Origin of the sequence: Streptomyces viridochromogenes DSM 40736 (genome assembly GCF_000158955.1) — a bacterium.
In the GTDB taxonomy this organism is placed as follows: Bacteria; Actinomycetota; Actinomycetes; order Streptomycetales; family Streptomycetaceae; genus Streptomyces; species Streptomyces venetus.
This window is the reverse complement of the sequence record NZ_GG657757.1, coordinates 2292950-2311376: the sequence shown is the minus strand read 5'-3', so window position 1 is coordinate 2311376 and position 18427 is coordinate 2292950. Positions and strand designations below refer to the sequence as shown.

General features: G+C 73.4%; 15 protein-coding genes and 1 pseudogene. 9 read left to right on the top strand and 7 right to left on the bottom strand.

The genetic code is table 11. The features are described from left to right. The first annotated feature begins 11 nt into the window (after positions 1–11). The 6 genes and pseudogenes from SSQG_RS10115 (at position 12) to SSQG_RS10090 (ending at position 5271) form a co-directional block, all read left to right on the top strand. Complete coding sequence (locus SSQG_RS10115; protein ID WP_003989644.1) at positions 12–362, top strand: hypothetical protein; 351 nt, start codon at positions 12–14, stop codon at positions 360–362. 32 nt (positions 363–394) lie between these two features. Further along, positions 395–1639: an NAD(P)/FAD-dependent oxidoreductase gene (locus SSQG_RS10110; protein WP_003989643.1), complete on the top strand. Its 1245-nt coding sequence runs from the start codon at positions 395–397 to the stop codon at positions 1637–1639. A gap of 89 nt (positions 1640–1728) precedes the next feature. Next, positions 1729–2094 carry an Rv2175c family DNA-binding protein gene (locus tag SSQG_RS10105; RefSeq protein WP_039932287.1) on the top strand — a complete coding sequence of 122 codons (366 nt, stop codon included), beginning with the start codon at positions 1729–1731 and terminating at the stop codon, positions 2092–2094. A gap of 705 nt (positions 2095–2799) precedes the next feature. Next, positions 2800–3239: pseudogene (locus SSQG_RS43955) on the top strand (thiamine phosphate synthase). A 113-nt stretch (positions 3240–3352) separates the two neighbouring features. Continuing rightward, positions 3353–4276 carry a methylenetetrahydrofolate reductase [NAD(P)H] gene (gene metF, locus SSQG_RS10095; protein WP_003989640.1) on the top strand — a complete coding sequence of 308 codons (924 nt, stop codon included), beginning with the start codon at positions 3353–3355 and terminating at the stop codon, positions 4274–4276. A 56-nt stretch (positions 4277–4332) separates the two neighbouring features. Next, entirely contained in the window at positions 4333–5271 is a 939-nt protein-coding gene (locus SSQG_RS10090; protein WP_003989639.1) for a hypothetical protein, read from the top strand. Positions 5272–5292: 21 nt separating this feature from the next. On the opposite strand, the gene SSQG_RS10085 is transcribed toward SSQG_RS10090, so the two are convergent. The 4 genes from SSQG_RS10085 to SSQG_RS10070 all read right to left on the bottom strand — a co-directional run bounded on the left by SSQG_RS10085 (position 5293) and on the right by SSQG_RS10070 (position 10828). Continuing rightward, a complete protein-coding gene (locus SSQG_RS10085; protein WP_039932286.1) occupies positions 5293–6786 on the bottom strand; it encodes a phytoene desaturase family protein in 1494 nt (497 codons plus the stop codon). Between the two features lie 490 nt (positions 6787–7276). Continuing rightward, on the bottom strand, positions 7277–7906 hold the full coding sequence (locus tag SSQG_RS10080; RefSeq protein WP_039932285.1) for a TetR/AcrR family transcriptional regulator: 630 nt from the start codon (positions 7904–7906) through the stop codon (positions 7277–7279). A 47-nt stretch (positions 7907–7953) separates the two neighbouring features. Then, on the bottom strand, positions 7954–10038 hold the full coding sequence (locus tag SSQG_RS10075) for a YhgE/Pip family protein (protein ID WP_039932283.1): 2085 nt from the start codon (positions 10036–10038) through the stop codon (positions 7954–7956). Next, positions 10010–10828: an ATP-binding cassette domain-containing protein gene (locus SSQG_RS10070; protein ID WP_039932281.1), complete on the bottom strand. Its 819-nt coding sequence runs from the start codon at positions 10826–10828 to the stop codon at positions 10010–10012. The genes SSQG_RS10075 and SSQG_RS10070 overlap by 29 nt, the downstream gene beginning before the upstream one ends. 182 nt (positions 10829–11010) lie before the next feature. Between SSQG_RS10070 and SSQG_RS10065 the strand changes: the two genes are divergently transcribed. The 3 genes from SSQG_RS10065 to SSQG_RS10055 all read left to right on the top strand — a co-directional run bounded on the left by SSQG_RS10065 (position 11011) and on the right by SSQG_RS10055 (position 13303). After that, complete coding sequence (locus SSQG_RS10065) at positions 11011–11574, top strand: SAV_6107 family HEPN domain-containing protein (RefSeq protein WP_003989634.1); 564 nt, start codon at positions 11011–11013, stop codon at positions 11572–11574. Positions 11575–11819: 245 nt separating this feature from the next. Beyond that, a complete protein-coding gene (locus SSQG_RS10060; RefSeq protein WP_003989633.1) occupies positions 11820–12626 on the top strand; it encodes a methyltransferase in 807 nt (268 codons plus the stop codon). Between the two features lie 278 nt (positions 12627–12904). Beyond that, a complete protein-coding gene (locus SSQG_RS10055) occupies positions 12905–13303 on the top strand; it encodes a DUF3040 domain-containing protein (RefSeq protein WP_003989632.1) in 399 nt (132 codons plus the stop codon). A gap of 138 nt (positions 13304–13441) precedes the next feature. Here SSQG_RS10055 and SSQG_RS10050 read toward each other — a convergent pair whose 3' ends face one another. The 3 genes from SSQG_RS10050 to SSQG_RS10040 are packed head-to-tail and all read right to left on the bottom strand — an operon-like array spanning position 13442 to position 18269. Beyond that, on the bottom strand, positions 13442–15835 hold the full coding sequence (locus tag SSQG_RS10050; RefSeq protein ID WP_003989631.1) for a transglutaminase TgpA family protein: 2394 nt from the start codon (positions 15833–15835) through the stop codon (positions 13442–13444). Beyond that, the gene (locus tag SSQG_RS10045) at positions 15835–17193 is read right to left on the bottom strand and encodes a DUF58 domain-containing protein (protein WP_003989630.1); all 1359 of its coding nucleotides are present in this window, start codon (positions 17191–17193) and stop codon (positions 15835–15837) included. Before SSQG_RS10045 ends, SSQG_RS10050 begins: the two co-directional genes overlap by 1 nt. Beyond that, positions 17193–18269, bottom strand: coding sequence for an AAA family ATPase (locus SSQG_RS10040; RefSeq protein ID WP_425314988.1), 1077 nt, complete (start codon positions 18267–18269; stop codon positions 17193–17195). Before SSQG_RS10040 ends, SSQG_RS10045 begins: the two co-directional genes overlap by 1 nt. Between the last annotated feature and the right edge of the window lie 158 nt (positions 18270–18427).

Genomic DNA, 18427 nt, shown 5'->3' with positions numbered 1-18427 from the left:
AGCCTTCGCCCATGGCCCGATCCCTCGACGGTCTCGTCCTCGCCCCGGTGGCCGATCAGGCCCCTGGTCAGGTGGGGACCCGCACCCGGTTCACGTACCACGAGCGGGACGGTGAGATCTGGGCCGAGTACACAGGCGGCGACGTCGTACGCGGCCGTCTCGTGGGTACCAGGGAGGGAGACAGGCTGGACTTCCGGTACGTACAGCTCAAGGAGGACGGGACCACGTCCTCCGGGCACTGTGTCTCGACGGTCGTGGATCTGCCCGACGGGCGGGTGCGGCTGGAGGAGACCTGGGAGTGGGAGTCCCAGCAGGGCAGCGGGACGAGCGTTGTGGAGCAGGTCACTGCGCCCGAGCACTGACTGACAGAACGTCAGTTGTCTATGGTGATCAGGTGAGCGAGCAGACGCAGGAAGCAGGGTCCGCACAGCCGTGGCGCGTGGTCGTGGCGGGCGCGGGCATGGCCGGTGTCCAGACCGCCGTCGCCCTGCGGGAGAAGGGCTTCACCGGCAGCGTCCTCCTGGTCGGCGCCGAGCCCCACCAGCCGTACGACCGGCCGCCGTTGTCCAAGGCCGTCCTGCTCGGCAAATCCGAGGGCTCCGCGTTCGACGTCGACTTCGAGGCCCTCGGCATCGAGCTGCGGCTCGGCTGCGAGGTGACCGGCCTGCGCCCGGGCGACCGGGAGCTGGACACCGAGGACGGGCCCGTGCCGTACGACGTCCTGGTCGTCGCGACCGGTGCCGAACCGATCCGGCTGCCCGGGGCGGAGGGCGTGCCGGGCGTGCATCTGCTGCGCACCCTGGACGACGCCGAGCGGCTGCGGCCGGTGCTGGCCCGCCAGCACGACATCGTGGTCGTCGGCGCGGGCTGGATCGGCGCGGAGTTCGCCAACGCCCGCGCCGCGAGGGCCGGCTGCGCGGTGACCGTCGTGAAGGCCGCCGAGCGGCCGCTCGCCGGGGCGCTGCCCGCCGAGGTCGCCGCGCCCATGGCCGACTGGTACGCCGACGCGGGGGCCGAGCTGCGGACGCACGCGCGCGTGGAGCGCGTCGAGCCCGGCGCGGTGCTCCTCGACGACGGCACGCGGCTGCCCTCGGGCGCCGTCGTCGTCGGCATCGGCGCCCGCCCCGCCACGGCCTGGCTGTCCGGCTCCGGGGTCGAGCTCGGCGCGCACGGCGAGGTCGTGGCCGACGAGCACCTGCGCACGACCGCGCCGGACGTGTACGCGGTCGGCGACTGCGCCTCCTTCCCCTCGGGGCGGTACGACGACCGCCTGCTGGTGCACCACTGGGACAACGCCCTGCAGGGGCCCCGCACCGTGGCCCTGAACATCGTCGGCCGGGCCTCGGGGGAGCCGCCGGCGGTGTACGACCCGGTGCCCTACTTCTGGTCCGAGCAGTTCGGGCGGTTCGTGCAGTACGCCGGGCACCACGCGGCCGCCGACACGACCCTGTGGCGGGGCGACCCGGCCGGGCCGGCCTGGACGGTCTGCTGGCTGCGCGATGACCGGCTGGTCGCGCTGCTGGCGGTGGGCCGTCCCCGGGACCTGGCCCAGGGGCGCCGCCTGATCGAGTCGGGCACGCCGATGAATCCGACGCTGCTGGCGGATCCGGCGAGGCCGCTCAAAGCGGCGACGGCATAGCGCCGGGGAGGTGGACCGGGCGCCGTGGGCCCGCCCGGCCGGACCGGTCCGACTTCCTCCTGTCAGTGGTGGATGGCAGGCTTGTTTCCGTGACCGAGATTGACGCAAAGATCGATGCTCTCGTCCCTGCCTGGCTCACCCTCCCCGACATCGCCGAACAGTTCGGCGTCGAGGTGACGCGTGTACGGCAGCTGGTCAAGGAGGGCCAGCTCATCGCCGTGCGCCGCGGTGAGAACCGCGCGCTGCACGTTCCCGCCGCCTTCATCGACGGGGACAAGGTCGTCAAGGGCCTGTCCGGCACCCTGACGCTCCTGCGGGACGACGGCTTCACGGACGAGGAGATGCTGGAGTGGCTCTTCACCCCCGACCCGAGCCTGCCCGGCACCCCGGCGCAGGCGCTGAGTGAGAATCGCGGCACGGAGGTGAAGCGCCGCGCCCAGGCGCTCGCGGTCTGACCGACCCCGACCGGAACAACGTCCGGCCCTGCCGTGAGCGGGGCCGGGCCCGAACAACCGCCCGGTGTGGGCCGGGGCCCGCAGGGGTCACGGCCCGGGGGGCTCGCGCCTTTCAGGGTCGCGCCTTTTCGGGGTGGCCCGCCGGGCCGCTCCCGGCTGGGCGGGCGGCAGCGGCCCCGGCCCGCCGGGGTCGCCCCCGCCGGGTGCGCGGCAGCGGCCCGGACCCGGGTGAGAGACTTGGGACCCGCCGGGGGCTTGCCGTGGGCCCGGTCGGCGGCCACCAGCTGGGTCCGGCCGTACCCACCCACCGGCCGACGGCGTGCGCCTTGCCGCACCCCCGCCACCGGCGGGAAGCTTGCCGCCCGCCGCGAGCGCACCCCGCACTCCGAGCGGCACAGCGCGCTCCGCGCCCGGCGACAGCACCGGCCCGGGTCGCACCCCGCGCCCGCACGCCACCGACGAACCAGGGGGACACATGCCCGGCTCCGCCGCAACCGCCACCACCGCCCGCGCCCGGCTCGCCGACGCCCGGGTCTACCTCTGCACCGACGCCCGCAGGCGGCAGGGTGATCTCCCGGAGTTCCTGGACGCCGTGCTGGCGGGCGGCGTGGACATCGTGCAGCTGCGGGACAAGGGCATGAAGGCGGCCGAGGAGCTGGAGCACCTGGCGGTCCTCGCCGAGGGCCTGCGCCCGGCACCGCCAAACTGCTCGCGGTCAACGACCGCGCGGACATCGCCCACGCCGCCGGCTCCGACGTCCTGCACCTCGGCCAGGGCGATCTTCCCCGTCCCGGCGGCCCGCGCGATCCTCGGCGACGCCGTCCTGATCCGGCCGCTCCACCCCACGCTGAGTCCGAGGCCGCCGCGGCAGCCGCACAGGACGGCGTGGACTACTTCTGCACGGGCCCGTGCTGGCCCACCCCCACCAAGCCCGGCCGCACGCCCCCGGCCTGGACCTCGTCCGGTACACCGCCGCCCTCGGCACCGACCGTCCCTGGTTCGCCATCGGCGGCATCGACCTCGCCAACCTCGATCAGGTCCTGGAGGCGGGAGCCCGGCGCGTCGTCGTCGTACGGGCGATCACCGAGGCCGACGACCCGGGTGCGGCGGCGGCAGAGTTCGCGAAGCGGCTGCGGGAGCAGTAGGAGTGCGCCCGTTTGTCCAAGGATGTGTCCAAGGAGTGGACAAGAGGGCGACAATTCGGGCAAATGTCCGGGGTCCGGTTGGGGGACCGACCGCCCCTGGCTAACCTGCGGGTATGGCCCTCGGCACCGCATCCATCAGGTCGGACCACGCACGCACCGTCCGCGACATGCTCGCGACCGGCAAGGCGACGTACTCGTTCGAGTTCTACGCACCGAAGACCGCGAAGGGCGAGCGGAACCTGTGGAACGCGCTGCGCAGGGTCGAGGCCGTGGCGCCCGACTTCGTCTCCGTGACCTACGGCGCGGGCGGCTCCACCCGCGCGGGCACGGTCAAGGCGACCGAGGCGATCGCCTCGGACACCACCCTCACGCCGATCGCGCACCTCACGGCGGTCGACCACTCGGTGGCCGACCTGCGCAACATCATCGGCCAGTACGCCGACGCCGGGATCCGCAACATGCTCGCCCTGCGCGGCGACCCGCCCGGCGACCCGATGGGTGACTGGGTGCCGCACCCCCGGGGCCTCGCCTACGCCGCCGAGCTCGTCGAGCTGATCAAGGCGTCCGGTGACTTCTGCGTGGGCGTGGCCGCCTTCCCGGCGATGCACCCGCGTTCCGCCGACTGGGACACCGACGTCCGCCACTTCGTCGACAAGTGCCGGGCGGGCGCGGACTACGCCATCACCCAGATGTTCTTCCACCCGGAGGACTACCTCCGCCTGCGCGACCGCGTCTCGGCCGCCGGCTGCGACACCCCGATCATCCCCGAGGTCATGCCGATCGCCAGTGTGAAGACACTGGGGCGGATCGGGTCCCTCACCAACGCCGCGTTCCCGGCCGCCCTTAAAGAGCGGATCCTCGCAGCCAAAGACGATCCGGCCGCTGTACGCTCCATTGGTATCGAATACGCCACGGAGTTCTGTGCGCGGCTGCTCGCCGAGGGAGTGCCGGGTCTGCACTTCATCACGCTCAACAATTCCACGGCGACGCTTGAAATCTACGAGAACCTGGGCCTGCACCACCCACCGCAGGCCTAGACCGTTCGCACCGGTATACGACACACTGCGTAGCGGCCACTGGGAGAGGGGCGTACATGGGCTGGGCGGTCCTCTACATCGCGTTCGGCATCGTCGCGCTGTGGCTGCTGGGCGAGGTGCTGCTGCAGTACAAGGCGCGGCTGCGCTGGCGGCTGCTCGCGTTCGCCGGCTTCCTCGGCGTCGTCGTCGGTGTCCTGATCCCGTCTGTCCCCGTGATCGGAGTGGGTGCGGCCGCCTTCGCGGTCGGGCAGACCTTCGTCACCCTGTCGTTCCGCAGCGGCTTCTCGGCCGGCTGGGCCGTGAACGCGCCGGCGCTGGGCGGCGGCAAGGGCCGCCGCGGTGAGCGCGGCCGCCAGGAGCCCACCCTCGAGGTCTCCGGCATGGAGGCGGCCGACAGCGGCTACGGCGACGAGGGCGCCGCCTACCGCCGCGACACCGCCGCCTACGGCCGGGACGACGACTACGACCGCGACGACGTCTTCACCCCCGCGCGCCCGGGCCGGCCGGAGGACGCCGAGACCACCGCCGTCTACGAGCCGCAGCCCATGCCCGAGGACACCGGCTCCTACGGCGTCTACGGCGACACCGGATACCAGCCGGGCCCCTCCCACGACCAGTACGCCGCCACGGCCCAGGGCACCGACCAGTCCTACGCCTACGACTACTCGGGCTACGGCCAGCAGCAGGGCTACGACGCCGGCGGCCAGCAGCAGTACGCCGCCTACTCCGACCCGTACATCGGCACCGGGACCTACGGCTCGGGTTCGTACGACACCGGCTACGGCGACCAGCAGTACTACGGCCAGCAGGCCTACGGCCAGGAGCAGTACGCCGGCACCTACGGCGGCGAGAACCCGCCCGGCGGTGTGTGGGTGCCGCAGCAGCGCAACACCGACGAGTACGGTCAGGAGCTGCCGCCGGAGCAGCCGTACCCGTACCAGGGCAACGGGCAGCAGGCGCACGGGAACGGCTACGACGAGCAGTACCGTTTCTGAAGCCGGCGGTTCCCCCGTCGGTTACTGCGAGCCCCGGAAGTCCGGCCCCTCCACGATCAGTCCAGCGACCAGCGCGCCCGACATGCCCGCGTGCGGCAGGCCGCCGCCGGGATGCGCCCAGCCGCCGACCCTGAACAGGCCCGGTACGCGCGTGCTGTTGGACGGATGCAACAGCCGCCCGTCGCCCGCCGCCAGGGCCGGCACCGGTACCGCCCCGCCCTCCGCGCCCGTCGCGTCCGCGATGTCGGCCGGGGTGCGGACCTCCTGCCAGAGGAGGCGGTCGCGGAGCCCGGGTACGACGCGTTCGGCGACAGTGATCATGTTCTCGGCGAGGTCGCTCCAGGATTCGCCCGGTCGGGCGGGCACCACCGTCGTGAGGGTGACCGCCTCGTGGCCCGGGCCCGGGACCAGGGCCGGGTCGTCGGGCCGAAGGACCGTGACCGTGGGGCGCGGGCGCCGCGCCGCCGGGCCGAACAGGGCCTCCAACTCCGCCTCGCGGTCCGCCGCGTGCACCACCGTGCGGTGCGCCGTGCCCTCGGGGCGGTCGCCGCGCAGGGCCAGCAGCACCGTGAGCCGGCTGGCCGTCGCGGGCCGCGGCGGCACCTCGCCCTCACCCCGCAGCACCGTCCCCGCGGTGAGCCGGTCCAGCACGCCGGGGGCGACACCGGCGAGCACGAAGTCCGCCTCCGCCACCGTCCCGTCGGCGAGTTCCACGCCCGACGCCCTGCCGTCCTTCTCCAGGACCCCGGTCACCTCGGCGCCGAAGCGGAACTCGACCCGGCGGGCCACGCACCGCTCGTACACCGCGCGGGCCAGCTCGCGCAGGCCGCCGCGCACGTACCAGGTGCCGAAGGCGTGCTCCATGTAGGGCAGTACGGCCGCGCTCGCCGGGGTGGTCCGCGGATCGAGTCCCTGCTCGACGGCGTGACTCTCCAGGAGGGCGGCGAGCCGGGGTTCCCGCAGTTCCCAGGCGCCGACCTCGGCGAGCGTGCCCGCCCGGCGGGTGCGCAGCAGCCGCTTGTGGGGCACCGCCGGGTACGGTTCACGCTCGGCCAGCACCTGCCAGTTCGGCCACAGCGGCTCCTCCAGCAGCGGCCGGCGGGTCCGGTCCCAGGCCTCGCGGGCCCGGACCAGGAAGTCGCCCCACCGCTCGCCGGCCCCGGAGCCGAGCGCCTCGTCCAGGGCCGCCACGACGCCGGCGCGCGAGGCGTTCGGCAGGGCCACCTCGGTGCCGTCCGCGAACACGTGCCGGGACGACGGGTCGACCTGGACCAGGTCGACGCACGCCTCCAGGGGCTCCTTGCCGGTCTTGACGAACAGGTCGCGGTGGACGGCGGGCAGCGGGAGCAGGCCGGGGCCGGTGTCGAAGGCGAACCCGTCGCGCTCGAAGCGGCGCAGCGCTCCGCCGTACGTGTCCGTCCGCTCGTACACCACCACCCGGTGGCCCGCGACGGCCAGCCGGGCGGCCGCCGCCAGCGCGCCCATCCCGGCGCCGATCACCGCAATCCGTGCCATGCCAGGGACTTTATCGGCCGCCACTGACAGCCCCCACTGACAGCCCCCACAGCCCCACCGACAGCGCCCGCCCACGACCTCCGAGTACGCGCGCGGAGGCGCTCGTGACCAGCCGGCGACGGAGCGCTCTGGGGCCGGGTGCGCACCCCTGAGTACCAGTACCTAGCCCGGGAGTTGAGTACCCGCGCGGATGGGGGACGACCTGCGAGGACGAGAGAGTGGAGACACGGAGAGGGGCACGGCTCCGGCACCGGCGACACGGGGCGCCGGAACGGGGCCGGGCCCGCGATCCGCTCCTTCCGCCGACGACGTCGGCGGGAGCGAGGCACGGGGGAGCGGAGGGGGACGACCGAACGGGGGTCCTGCCGGGGGGACGTACGGGGGAGCAGGAGAAACCGGGGGAGCAGGGAAGGCGCCGGTTCGAGGTGGCCCGCGGGGGACGCGGCCACACCGGACCGGCGCTTTCACATGTTCACGTGGTGGTGCCCGGTCAGCGGCAGCCGCTGACCCGCCCCTGGAGCAGCCGGGACAGGGCCGCGTGGACGTCGTCCAGGGAGCGTTCCGCCTGGAAGGACTTCCAGTCGAGCGCGGCCACCAGGACCATGCCGACCAGCGCGGACGCCGTCAGCGGGACATCGATCTCGTCGCTGAACTCGCCGGCCGCCACGCCCTCGCGCAGGACGCCCTCCACGACCGCGACGGCCTGCTGCCGGACCACCATCAGCGTGGACTGCCAGGCCCGGTTGGTGCGCCACAGCTCGGCCACGTACAGCTGGGTGAAGGCCGGGTAGCGGTCGATGAAGACCAGCCCCGCGCGGATCATGGCGTCCAGGGCGTCGACCCGGGTGCCGCCCTCACGGGCGGTCCGCTCCGCCGCTTCCCGCAGGGAGGCGGTGAGGAGGCCCACTCCGTGTCGCAGCAGTTCCTCGAAGAGGACGGACTTGCTCGCGAAGTTGTAGTAGACCGTGCCCTTCGCGACCCCGGCACGCTCGGCGATCTCGTCCACGGTAGTGGCGGAGAAGCCCTGCTCGGCGATGAGCGTGACGGCCGCCTCGTAGAGCTTCTGCCGGGTGGCCTCGCGGCGCGTGCTGCCGCCCGACGTTGCACTGCTGCTTTCCATGGCCCTGATTGTCACAGGAACCTCTCCGGGAGAGGTGACGGAAGGGCTCACAGGCTCAGCTCCGGGTGCAGCCGGTCCAGCGTCCACACCTGGCGGCGGCGGGCCGCCACGGCGGTCAGCGCGAGGGCGCCCGCGGTGAACGCCGTCAGCACCACGCACGCGTGCCACACCGGTTCGAGACCGCCGCCCGTGATGAGCCGCCTGAGGGCCTCCACGACATAGCTCATCGGCAGGAAGGGGTGGAGCGCGTTGAAGAAGCCGGGGCTGGTCTGTACGGGGTACGTGCCGCCCGCCGAGGTCAGCTGGAGCATCAGCAGGGCGAGGACGAGGATCCGGCCCGCCGCCCCGAAGCGTGCGTTCAGCCACTGCACGATCGCCGCGAAGCACGCCGTCACCAGGAACAGGAAGCCCACCGTCCCGGCCGCCCGTGCCATCTCCAGACCGACCGCCCAGTGCAGCACCGACATCAGGGCCACCGTCTGGAGCACCCCGATCGCCACCACCGGCAGCCAGCCCGCCAGCGCGATCCGCCACGCCGAGGCGCCCGCGGCGAGCGCACGCCGGTTCATCGGTGTGATCAGCATGTACGCCACCATCGCCCCCACCCACAGCGAGAGCGGGATGAAGTACGGCGCGAACCCGGTGCCGTAGTTGGGCGCGTCGTGCAGGTCCTGGGAGGCGAGCCGCACGGGGTCGGCCATGACCTCGGTGCGCCGGTCACGGTCCTGCTTGTCGTAGTCGGGGATCTTCTCCGCCCCGTCGTGCAGCCCGCCGGCGAGCTTGCCCGAGCCGCCGACCAGCTTGTAGATGCCGCCGTTGAGGTCGTCCGCGCCGGTCTTCAGCTTGCCGACGCCCTCGTCCAGGTCGACGGCACCGGTCTTGGCCTTGCCGAGCCCCGTGTGCAGCGTCTTCGCACCGGCCGCGACCTTCGCCGCGCCGTCGTTCAGCTTGTTGATCTTCGTGACGGCGTCGTCGAGGTCCTCGGAGAGGTGCGGCGCGCGGTCGGCGAGGGCCTGGGACTGCTTCTGCAGGGTGGCGAGGTTCTTGTCGAGCTGGTCCAGGTCGCCGTCCTGGTCCGCGATCAGGGTGTTGAGGTCGTCCGCGATGACGGTGACGTCGGCGGCGGCGTCCTTGGCCTTCTTCAGGTCGGCGCAGGCGGGGTCGGGCAGCACAGGGTCGTCACAGCGCCTGGCGTAGACGTCGTTCAGCGTGCCGGACGCCGCGTGGGCGCCCTTGGCGGCGGTCGGGGCCGTCCTCACCAGAGTGCCGAGGTGCTTGCGGATCACCCCGGAGGAGTCGGCGACCAGCTGGGCCGTGTCGCCGATGGTCTTCTCGTTGCCCTTGAGGAAGGGACCCACCTTCCCGGCCGTGCCGTTGACCCGGTCGGCGAGCTTCTGCGTGCCGTCCGCGACTCCCCGGGTGCCGTCCTCCACGGCGCCCGCGCCCTTGGTGAGCTTCTTCAGGGCCGTGGAGAGCTCGCCGCTGCCGTCCTCGGCGTCCTTCAGGCCGTCGGCCAGGTCCTTGGAGCCCTTCTCGGCCTTCCCGATGCCGCCGTTGAGCTTGTCGGCCCCTTTCGCCGCCTGCACGGTCTTGCCGTGGATGTCGGAGAACGACACGAAGATCTTGTCCAGGAAGGACCGCGAGGTCTTGGTGGACGCGGCCTGCCGCACCTCGCCGAACACCGTCCGGGAGATCTGCCCGACGATGTAGTTGTTCGCGTCGTTGGTGTGCACCTGGAGGGCGCCGGTCTCCGGGGAGCTCCCGGAGCTGGAGGCGATCCGCTCACTGAAGTCGGCGGGCATGGTGAGCGACAGGTAGTAGGTGCCGTCCTCGACGCCCCTGCGGGCCTCGGCGGCGCTCACCTCCCGCCAGTCGAAGGTCTTGCTGTCCCGCAGCCCCTTCGTGATGTCGTCCCCCGCCGTGATCTTCTTCCCGCCGGCGGTCGCCCCCTTGTCGTCGTTCACGAGCGCCACGGGGATACGGTCCAGACGCCCGTACGGGTCCCAGAACGACCAGAGGTACAGCGCGCCGTACAGCAGCGGCAGCACCAGCAGCGCGACCAGCGCGGCGCGCGGCAGCTTCCCCCGGCCGAAGCGGCGGAGCTCAAGCGCGGCCAGTTTCGGTGAGCGCATCGGCCTTCTCCTCTCCCTGGTCGGCATCGGTGTTCTCGGTGTTCTCGGCGTGCTCGGGGTTCTCGGCGCCCGGGTCGGGCTCGTCGCCCCGGCCCTCCTGTGTGGACACCCTGAGGGCGCCTTCGGGGGCCTCGGCGCACACCGCCACGACCGTCGTACCGGCGTCGGCGAGGGACCTGAGCAGGGCCCAGACCTCCTCCCGCTCGCCGTCCGCGAGCTTGAGGTCGGTGTCGTCGACCCCGAGCAGCAGCGGTCGGCCGACCAGGGCGAGCGCGACCGACAGCCGCAGCGCCTCCAGGCGCTCCAGATCGCGTACGGCGGTACGCCGCCCCTTGGGCAGCGTCTCCAGGTCGAGTCCGGCGGCGGCCAGTGCCTCGTCGATGCGCAGCCCGGCCTCGGCCGCCCGCTCGCTCCGGGGCCGCAGCAGCCCGCGCAGCGAGCCGCCGAACCGCCGCTGGAGCAGGGCGCGTTCCTTCAGGTGCTCGCCGACGGTCAGGGCCGGGTCCAGCTCGGTGACCCCGGGCACGTGGGCCAGGCCGCTGACGCGGCGCACCGCTGAGATCTGTTTGGGCAGCCGGGCCTCGCCCACGGCCGCCGCGCCCTCCGTGAGCTTCATCCGCCCCGTCAGCGCAAGCAACAGACACGTACGGCCGGACCCGGACGGACCCTCGATCGCGACGAGCGATCCGCGCTCGGCGTCGAAGGACACCCCGCGGAACGCCCAGCCGCGTGGCCCCTTGATCCCCAGGGCCTCGGCGGCGACCCGGACCCCTCCTGCTCGTTCCCCCACGAGTCTCCCTCGATCGTGAAACAGAATTTGAACTGACTGGTCAGTGCAAAAACTACTCCGAACCTACGATCGAGGCAAAACAGCAGGTCAGAACGGATTGTCAGTGCCATACCTCACGATGGGTCACATACGGCACCTCCGTGTGCAGGACGTGCCGTCACGCAGACGACAGGAGGTTCGTCATGGCCAGCGACCACGCAGCAGCCGCCCGCCGGCGCCGTGCCACCGGCCCTGCCCCCTCACTGACCGGCCCGGCGAGCGACGTGCACCCCGTGCTGCGCCGGGCCACGGCCCCGCCCGCGGCCCTCGACCTGCTCGCCCAGGCCCGCGCGGGCCTCGACGAGGCCACCGCCCTCGAAACGCCGAACGAGCGCTACGCGACGGCCCACCTCGCCGCCCTGCGCGCCGCGGCGGCCGTGCTCGCCGCCCGGGGCCGGCCGGAGACCTCGTCCCGGGCCCGGGTCAAGATCAGGAGCGCTTGGGAAGTGCTCCCCGAGATCGCGCCCGAACTGACCGAGTGGAGCGCGCTGTTCGCCTCCGGGGCCCGGCGCCGCGCCCGGGCCGAGGCGGGCATCCAGGGCGCGGCCACCAGCCGGGACGCCGACGACCTCATACGTGACGTGGCGATGTTCCTGCGCATCGTCGAACGCATGCTGGTCCTCCAGCCGGTCCTCCCGCAGCCGCGCCAGGACCGGGACCGGCCGGAGGGACCGGGGGCGGGGAGGGACATGCCGGACGCGGGCTGACGAGGGCCGGCGGCACGCTGCCTCACGGGGTCCGGCCCCGCGCCGGCCGCCGGGGTCCGGCCCCGCGCCGGCCGCCGGGGTCCGGCCCCGCGCCGGCCGCCGGGGCCCGGTCATGCCGGCCGCCCTGCCGGAGGCAATAGGGTGGGGGACGCCTGAAGTCTTCCCTCCCCTTCGCCGGGGCCGGGGAAGGCGCCCCGTTCGCTCCGCCGCGCAAGAGGCGGTGCCGCGCCGAGGAGTCAACTGACGTGTCGGACCCGATGCGCCCCCGCGCCTCACTCCGTACCGCCGTGGTCTGGGAGGTCCTCCAGGACGCCCTGGACCGCCGGGTCAAGGCCACGGGTCGGGAGTCGCTGGACGTCCTCGACACCGGAGGCGGCAGCGGCAACTTCGCGGTGCCCGTGGCCCGCCTCGGTCACCGGGTCACCGTCGTCGACCCCAGCCCCAACGCGCTGTTCGCCCTGGAGCGCCGCGCCGCCGAGGCCGGGGTCGCCGACCGCGTGAAGGGCGTGCAGGGCGACGCCCACGGCCTCTTCGACGTGGCCGAGCGCGGTGCCTACGACGTGGTGCTGTGCCACGGCGTCCTGGAGTACGTGGACGACCCGGCCGAAGGCGTGCGCAACGCGGTGGCCGCCCTGCGCCCGGAGGGCGTCCTCAGCCTGCTCGCCGCCGGACTCGGTGGCGCCGTGCTCTCCCGCGCCCTCGCCGGTCACTTCAAGGAGGCCAAGCAGGCGCTCGACGACCCGAACGGACGATGGGGCACGGGTGACCCCGTCCCGCGCCGCTTCACCGCCGACCAGCTCACCGGCCTGGTCGAGGCCGCGGGCCTGCGGGTCGGCGCCGTGCACGGCGTGCGCGTCTTCGCTGACCTCGTGCCCGGCGTCCTCGTGGACACCGAGCCCGGAGCCGTGGAAGCGCTGCTGAAGCTGGAGGAGGCCGCGGCCGAGCTTCCCGCGTTCCGCTCGGTGGCCACGCAGCTTCATGTGCTCGGCGAGACCGGCGAGGCTGCTGAGACCAGTGGGGCCAGCGAGACCGATGGGGCCGCCGAGGCCTGAGTCCCTTCCTGAGGCACCGCCGCTGATCAGCGCGTTGGCTGTGCATGGAGTACGCCACAGGCCCCCCGAACGGGGGCTTGGCGCCGTATGATCGAGGGAGACCGTTCCGGCATGACGGGTCGGCCGCCGGGGAATGGAAGCCTCAGCGAGCCGGGACGTCCATGGCGGGTTCCGGTTGGCCAGTTGGCGCAGAGGGGCGGGTTTCACGGGGGCGATTCCCTGCCTATCCTGAAGGGACCCCCGGGTCGCCCCGGCGACTGCACGATGAGGAGGACTCCGTGCCGCTCTCGGAGCACGAGCAGCGCATGCTCGAGCAGATGGAGCGAGCGCTGTACGCCGAAGATCCCAAGTTCGCGACGGCGCTCGAGGGAAGCGGGCTGCGTACGTACACCCGGCGACGGGTCTACCAGGCGGTCGCGGGCTTCCTCGTAGGTATTGCGCTCCTCATGGCCGGTATGGTCGCCAAGCAGGTCTGGCTCAGCGTCGTGGGCTTCCTCGTCATGCTGGGCTGTGCGGTGCTCGCCGTGACCGGCTGGCGCAAGGCTCCCAAGCCGGGGGAACAGGCGACCGGGGCCGGAGGACAGCAGGCCCGCCGGCAGGGCCGGCAGCGGCGCTCCGTGATGGACCGCATCGAGCAGCGCTGGCAGAGGCGCCGCGACGAGCAGGGCGGCCATTAGCCCCGTCAGCCCCGGAGCACAGCTCTCCAGGACTACGTGAAGACGTAAGTCAGGGGGGTGACCACCGAGTCGGTGGTCACCCCCCTGACGTGTTCCCGTGCACCGCGTGCCGGGGCTGCCCGCGCCCTCAGCGCGCCCTCAGCCTTGCTGCCCCGACGCCTTCCGCCACGTCGGCCTCGCCGCCAGGACCCGCGCCCGCACGCTCGACCACCAGGCCGACACCGCCCACACCACACGCACCGTGGAGCGGGGGGCGAGCACCGCACGAAGCCGCGCCCCGCGGCCGACCGCCGCGCTCAGGCCCGCTGCCGCACGGCGCACGTCCTCCGTGAGGCCCGCCGTCGGGCGGGGTCGCGGTGCGTACAGGACCTGCTCCACCGCGTTCGCCACCCGGTGCACCGAGGCCGCGGCCGTCTCGTCGAGCTCGCCCAGCCGGACGATCCGGGCGGCTGCCTTGCGCGGGGTCAGGGACTCGTCCGGCGGGATGCCGAAGTCCCACGCGGTGTCCGTCAGCTCCTGCCAGAGGGTCAGCGTGCGCGGCGCCGCGTCCGCTTCGCCGCGGCCGTGCGCCCCCAGCCGTACCGCGCGGGTCCGCGTGCGCCACAGCATCGGGGCCAGCGGGAGCGCCAGCACGGCGAGGCCGGCCAGGGCCCAGCCCAGCAGCGCGTACCACCTCGGGCCGTCGTCGTCCGTGGGCAGCGCCGCCTGCGGGGACTCGCTGCCGCACCCGCCGTCCAGCTTCTTCTGCTCCGGTGTGCAGCTCTCGCTCGCCGAGGGCGCCGCGGAGGGCGCGGCGGACGACGTCTCGGTCGGGCGCGCCGCGTCCGGCACCGAACTGCCGGAGTCCTCCGGCAGGGTGTAGGGCGGCATCGACCCACGGTTCGGAGTCGGCTCGAAGCGCGTCCAGCCCACGCCCTCGAAGTACAGCTCGGGCCAGGCGTGCGCGTCGCGCAGCCCCACCGACACCGAGCCGTCCGCCTGCGGGGAGCCCGGCGCGAAACCCACCGCGACCCGAGCCGGTATGCCCAGGGAGCGTGCCATCGCGGCCATCGTGAAGGAGAAGTGCACGCAGAAGCCCTGCTTGTCCTTCAGGAAGCGGGCGATCCCCTCCGAGCCGCTGCCGACCTGCACCTGGGTGTCGTACTCGAAGCCGCCGGTCACGGTGAACCAGTCCTGGAGCTTGACCGCCTGGTCGTACGGGTTGCCGGCGCCCGCGGTGACCTGACGGGCGGTGCGGCCCACCACCGCCGGCAACGAGTCGGGCAGCTTGGTGAAGTCGCGCTCGAGGGACGCCGGCGGGGGCCCCGCCGAGGCCAGCTGCTCCGCCGTCGGCTGCACGTCCAGGCTCTTGACCTGGTAGGTCAGACCGCGGGTGTTCTGGCCGTGGTCGCCGACCAGGGTCATGCCCAGCGGTTCGTAGCGCCAGTTGCCCTTGATGTCCACACCGCTCGGCGGGTACGGCATGGGCAGCCAGTCCTGGGCGTACCAATCGGCCGCCGTGACGGTGCTGTCGACCTCCGTGCGCTTGACGTCGGGGCCGAGGCCGACCGGGGTCGGGAACGTGCCGTCGGGGACGGCGGTGATGGACCGCCGGGACGGCTTCCAGGTGGTGCCGTCGAAGTCGTCCAGGGACACGATCCGCAGATACAGGTCCGAGACGTCGGCCATCTTCGTCTTCACGGAGAGGACCTGCCGGTCCTCGTCCACATTCAGACTGTCGCGCAGTGACACCAGCGGGTTCACGGCCGAGATCGTGCCGCCGCCGCCCGTGCCGGCGCCCGCGCCCGTGCCCACCGAGTCCAGCAGTCCGCCGTTCATCGCGGGCAGGCCGAGCGGCACCACCAGGGCGATACCCAGCGCGACCACGCCGATGCGCCGACCGGTGCGGACCGGGGCGAGTGCGCTGCTCGGCTCCTCGCCGGCCGTGCGCGGGGCCCCGCCGAAGACCCGGCCCCACTGGGAGAGCCGGTCCCGCCCCTCGGCCAGGAGCAGCATCAGATAGCCGGCCGCCGCCACCAGGAACCACAGCCAGTCCGCGTCCCCGTCGGAGAGCCCCGCGGCCACCGAGTACAGCGCGAGCAGCGGCAGCCCGGCCGGGGCGGCGCTGCGGAAGGTCACCGCGAGGGTGTCCACCAGCAACCCGATGATCAGGACCCCGCCGACGAGCATCAGCCGGATGCCGTCGGACTCCAGCGGCGCCGGTATCGCGTACCGCGCGATGTCGTCCCCGCCCTGGCGGAGCAGGATCGCGAAGCGGTCGAGGGCCTCGGGCCCGGGCACCAGCCCGGCGAGGGCCTGCTCGCGGGCGAACACGAAGGTCAGCAGCGCCACCGTGACCACGGCCTGTGCCGCCACCGTCAGGGGACGCGCCAACGGCACCCGGCGGGCCGCGGCGCCCACGCCCGACTGCACGGCCAGCAGGAAGGCCGCCTGCACGATCCATGTGGCCGGCCTGACGAGGGGCAGCAGGGCGCATGCGGCCATCAGCGTGGCCGCCCACGCGCCCAGCGTCAGTCGAACCCGCCCGCTCATCACGGTCCCTCCCCGCCCGCGGCGGCCACGCCCCTGCGCTCCCGGTCCGCGTGCCGCCACAGCTCGTCCAGGGAAGCCCCCCGCGGCACGCCCACGGCTGTCCAGCCCGCCTCGCGCAGCATGCGCAGCCGCTCCTCGCTCCCGTCCAACGGACCGGGCACGTCGCTCGGTTCCCGCACCCAGGCCTCGCTGTCCAGCACGAAGGCCACCGCACCGGAGCTGCGCTGCCGCATCCGGGCCACCACGGCCGCCTGCTCCTCGTCCAGATCGCCGAGGAACGCCACCAGGAGCCCCTCGTTCCCGCCGCGCAGCACGTCGTAGGCCCGGGACAGACCCGCGCCGTCGGAGTGGTCGATCACCGCGAGGGTGTCCATCATCAGCCCGGCCGCGTCCGCCGATCCCTGGCTCGCGCCCGCGAAACCGTCACCGCCCTCGCCGGGCACCGCGTTGCCGGTGTCCGTCAACAGCCGCACCGAGAAGCCCTGTTCGAGCATGTGCACCAGCACCGAAGCGGCGCCCGACACCGCCCATTCGAAGGCCGAGTCCGGGCCCGCGCCCGCGAAGGCGATGCCCCGGGTGTCGAGCAGCACCGTGCACCGGGCGCGTTGCGGCTGTTCCTCGCGGCGCACCATCAACTCGCCGTAGCGGGCGGTGGAGCGCCAGTGCACGCGCCGTAGGTCGTCGCCGTAGCGGTAGCCGCGCGGGATCACGTCGTCCTCGCCGGCCAGCGCCAGCGACCGCTGCCGCCCGTCGCCGTATCCCTTCGCCTCGCCGCTGAGCCGCACCGGCGCCAGCGGTTCCACGCGCGGGATCACCGTGAGGTTGTCGTACGTCGAGAAGGACCGGGTCAGCTCGCACATGCCGAACGGGTCGGTCAGGCGCAGCTGGAGCGGCCCCAGCGGGTAGCGGCCCCGCAGGTCGGAACGGACCCGGTAGGACACCTCGCGCCGGCCGCCCGCCTCCACCCGGTCGAGCACGAAGCGGGGCCGCGGGCCGAGCACGTACGGCACCCGGTCCTGGAGCATCAGCAGGCCCGTGGGCAGGCGCGAGACGTTGTCCATCCGCAGATGGACGCGGGCCTCGCTGCCGGCGGGCACGCGCGCGGGGGAGAGGCGGCGGCTGCCCGCGACCCGGTAGCGCGTGCGGTACAGCACCGTCGCGCATACCAGCGGCAGCACCGCTAGCAGCAGGCCCACGCGCAGCAGGTCGCTCTGGCCGAGCACGTACGAACAGGCGGCGGCCGCGACTCCGGCGGCCAGGAAGGAGCGTCCGCGGGTGGTCAGACCGGCGAGGGCGGTGCGGATGCCGCCCTTCTCGCCCCGGTCGGCCTCCGCGGGTCCCGTCCCCGCGGTCGTCATCACAGCGTCCGCGGCGGCTGCTGGGGATACGCGGGCACGCCCCGGCCCAGGCCGCCGAAGCCGCTCTGCTGCTGGGGCGCCGCGGGCACCGGGGTGCGCTGCAGGATCTCCTCGACGACCTGCTCGGAGGTGCGGCGGCTCAGCTGAGCCTGCGCGGTGGGCAGCAGCCGGTGGGCCAGGACGGCGACGGCGAGCGCCTGCACGTCGTCCGGCAGTGCGTACTCCCGGCCGCTCAGGGCCGCCGACGCCTTCGCCGCGCGCAGCAGGTGCAGCGTCGCGCGCGGGGAGGCGCCCAGTCTCAGGTCGGGGTGCGTGCGGGTGGCACCGACCAGGTCCACCACGTAGCGCCGGACCGGCTCGGCGACGTGGACGCCGCGCACCGCCTCGATCAGCTTGAGGATCTCGTCCGCGTGCGCCACGGGCTGGAGGTCCTCCAGCGGGGAGACCCCGCCGTGCACGTCCAGCATCTGCAGTTCGGCCTCCGCGCTGGGGTAGCCGACCGAGACCCGGGCCATGAAGCGGTCGCGCTGGGCCTCCGGCAGCGGGTAGGTGCCCTCCATCTCGACCGGGTTCTGCGTCGCCACCACCATGAAGGGGCTGGGCAGCTCGTAGGTCTTGCCGTCGATGGTGACCTGGCGCTCCTCCATCGACTCCAGGAGCGCGGACTGCGTCTTGGGGGAGGCGCGGTTGATCTCGTCGCCGATCACGACCTGCGCGAAGATCGCGCCGGGCTTGAACTCGAAGTCGCGGCGCTGCTGGTCCCAGATGGACACACCGGTGATGTCCGACGGCAGCAGGTCGGGCGTGAACTGGATGCGCCGCACCGAGCAGTCGATGGACCGCGCCAGCGCCTTGGCCAGCATCGTCTTTCCGACTCCCGGGACATCCTCGATCAGCAGATGTCCCTCGGCGAGCAGCACGGTCAGCGAGAGCCGAACGACCTCGGGCTTGCCCTCGATCACGCCTTCCACCGAATCCCGCACGCGCTCCACCACGGCGGTCAGATCATCCCCCACCCTCGAGAAATCCCGGGCGGGGGGACCACCATGCCCAGCTCGATCGTCATAGGTCGTCACCCGGCGCTCCTCGGCCTTTCCCGTACTCCCAGGGAGCACGGAATACCCCATTTTCCGGAGCCGACGCCGCATGACGCGGACCGGCCCACCCCGAACCACGGGCACCACGCGCGAAACGTTCCGCGTGACGCCACTCCCGCATTCTTGCTGCCGTTACC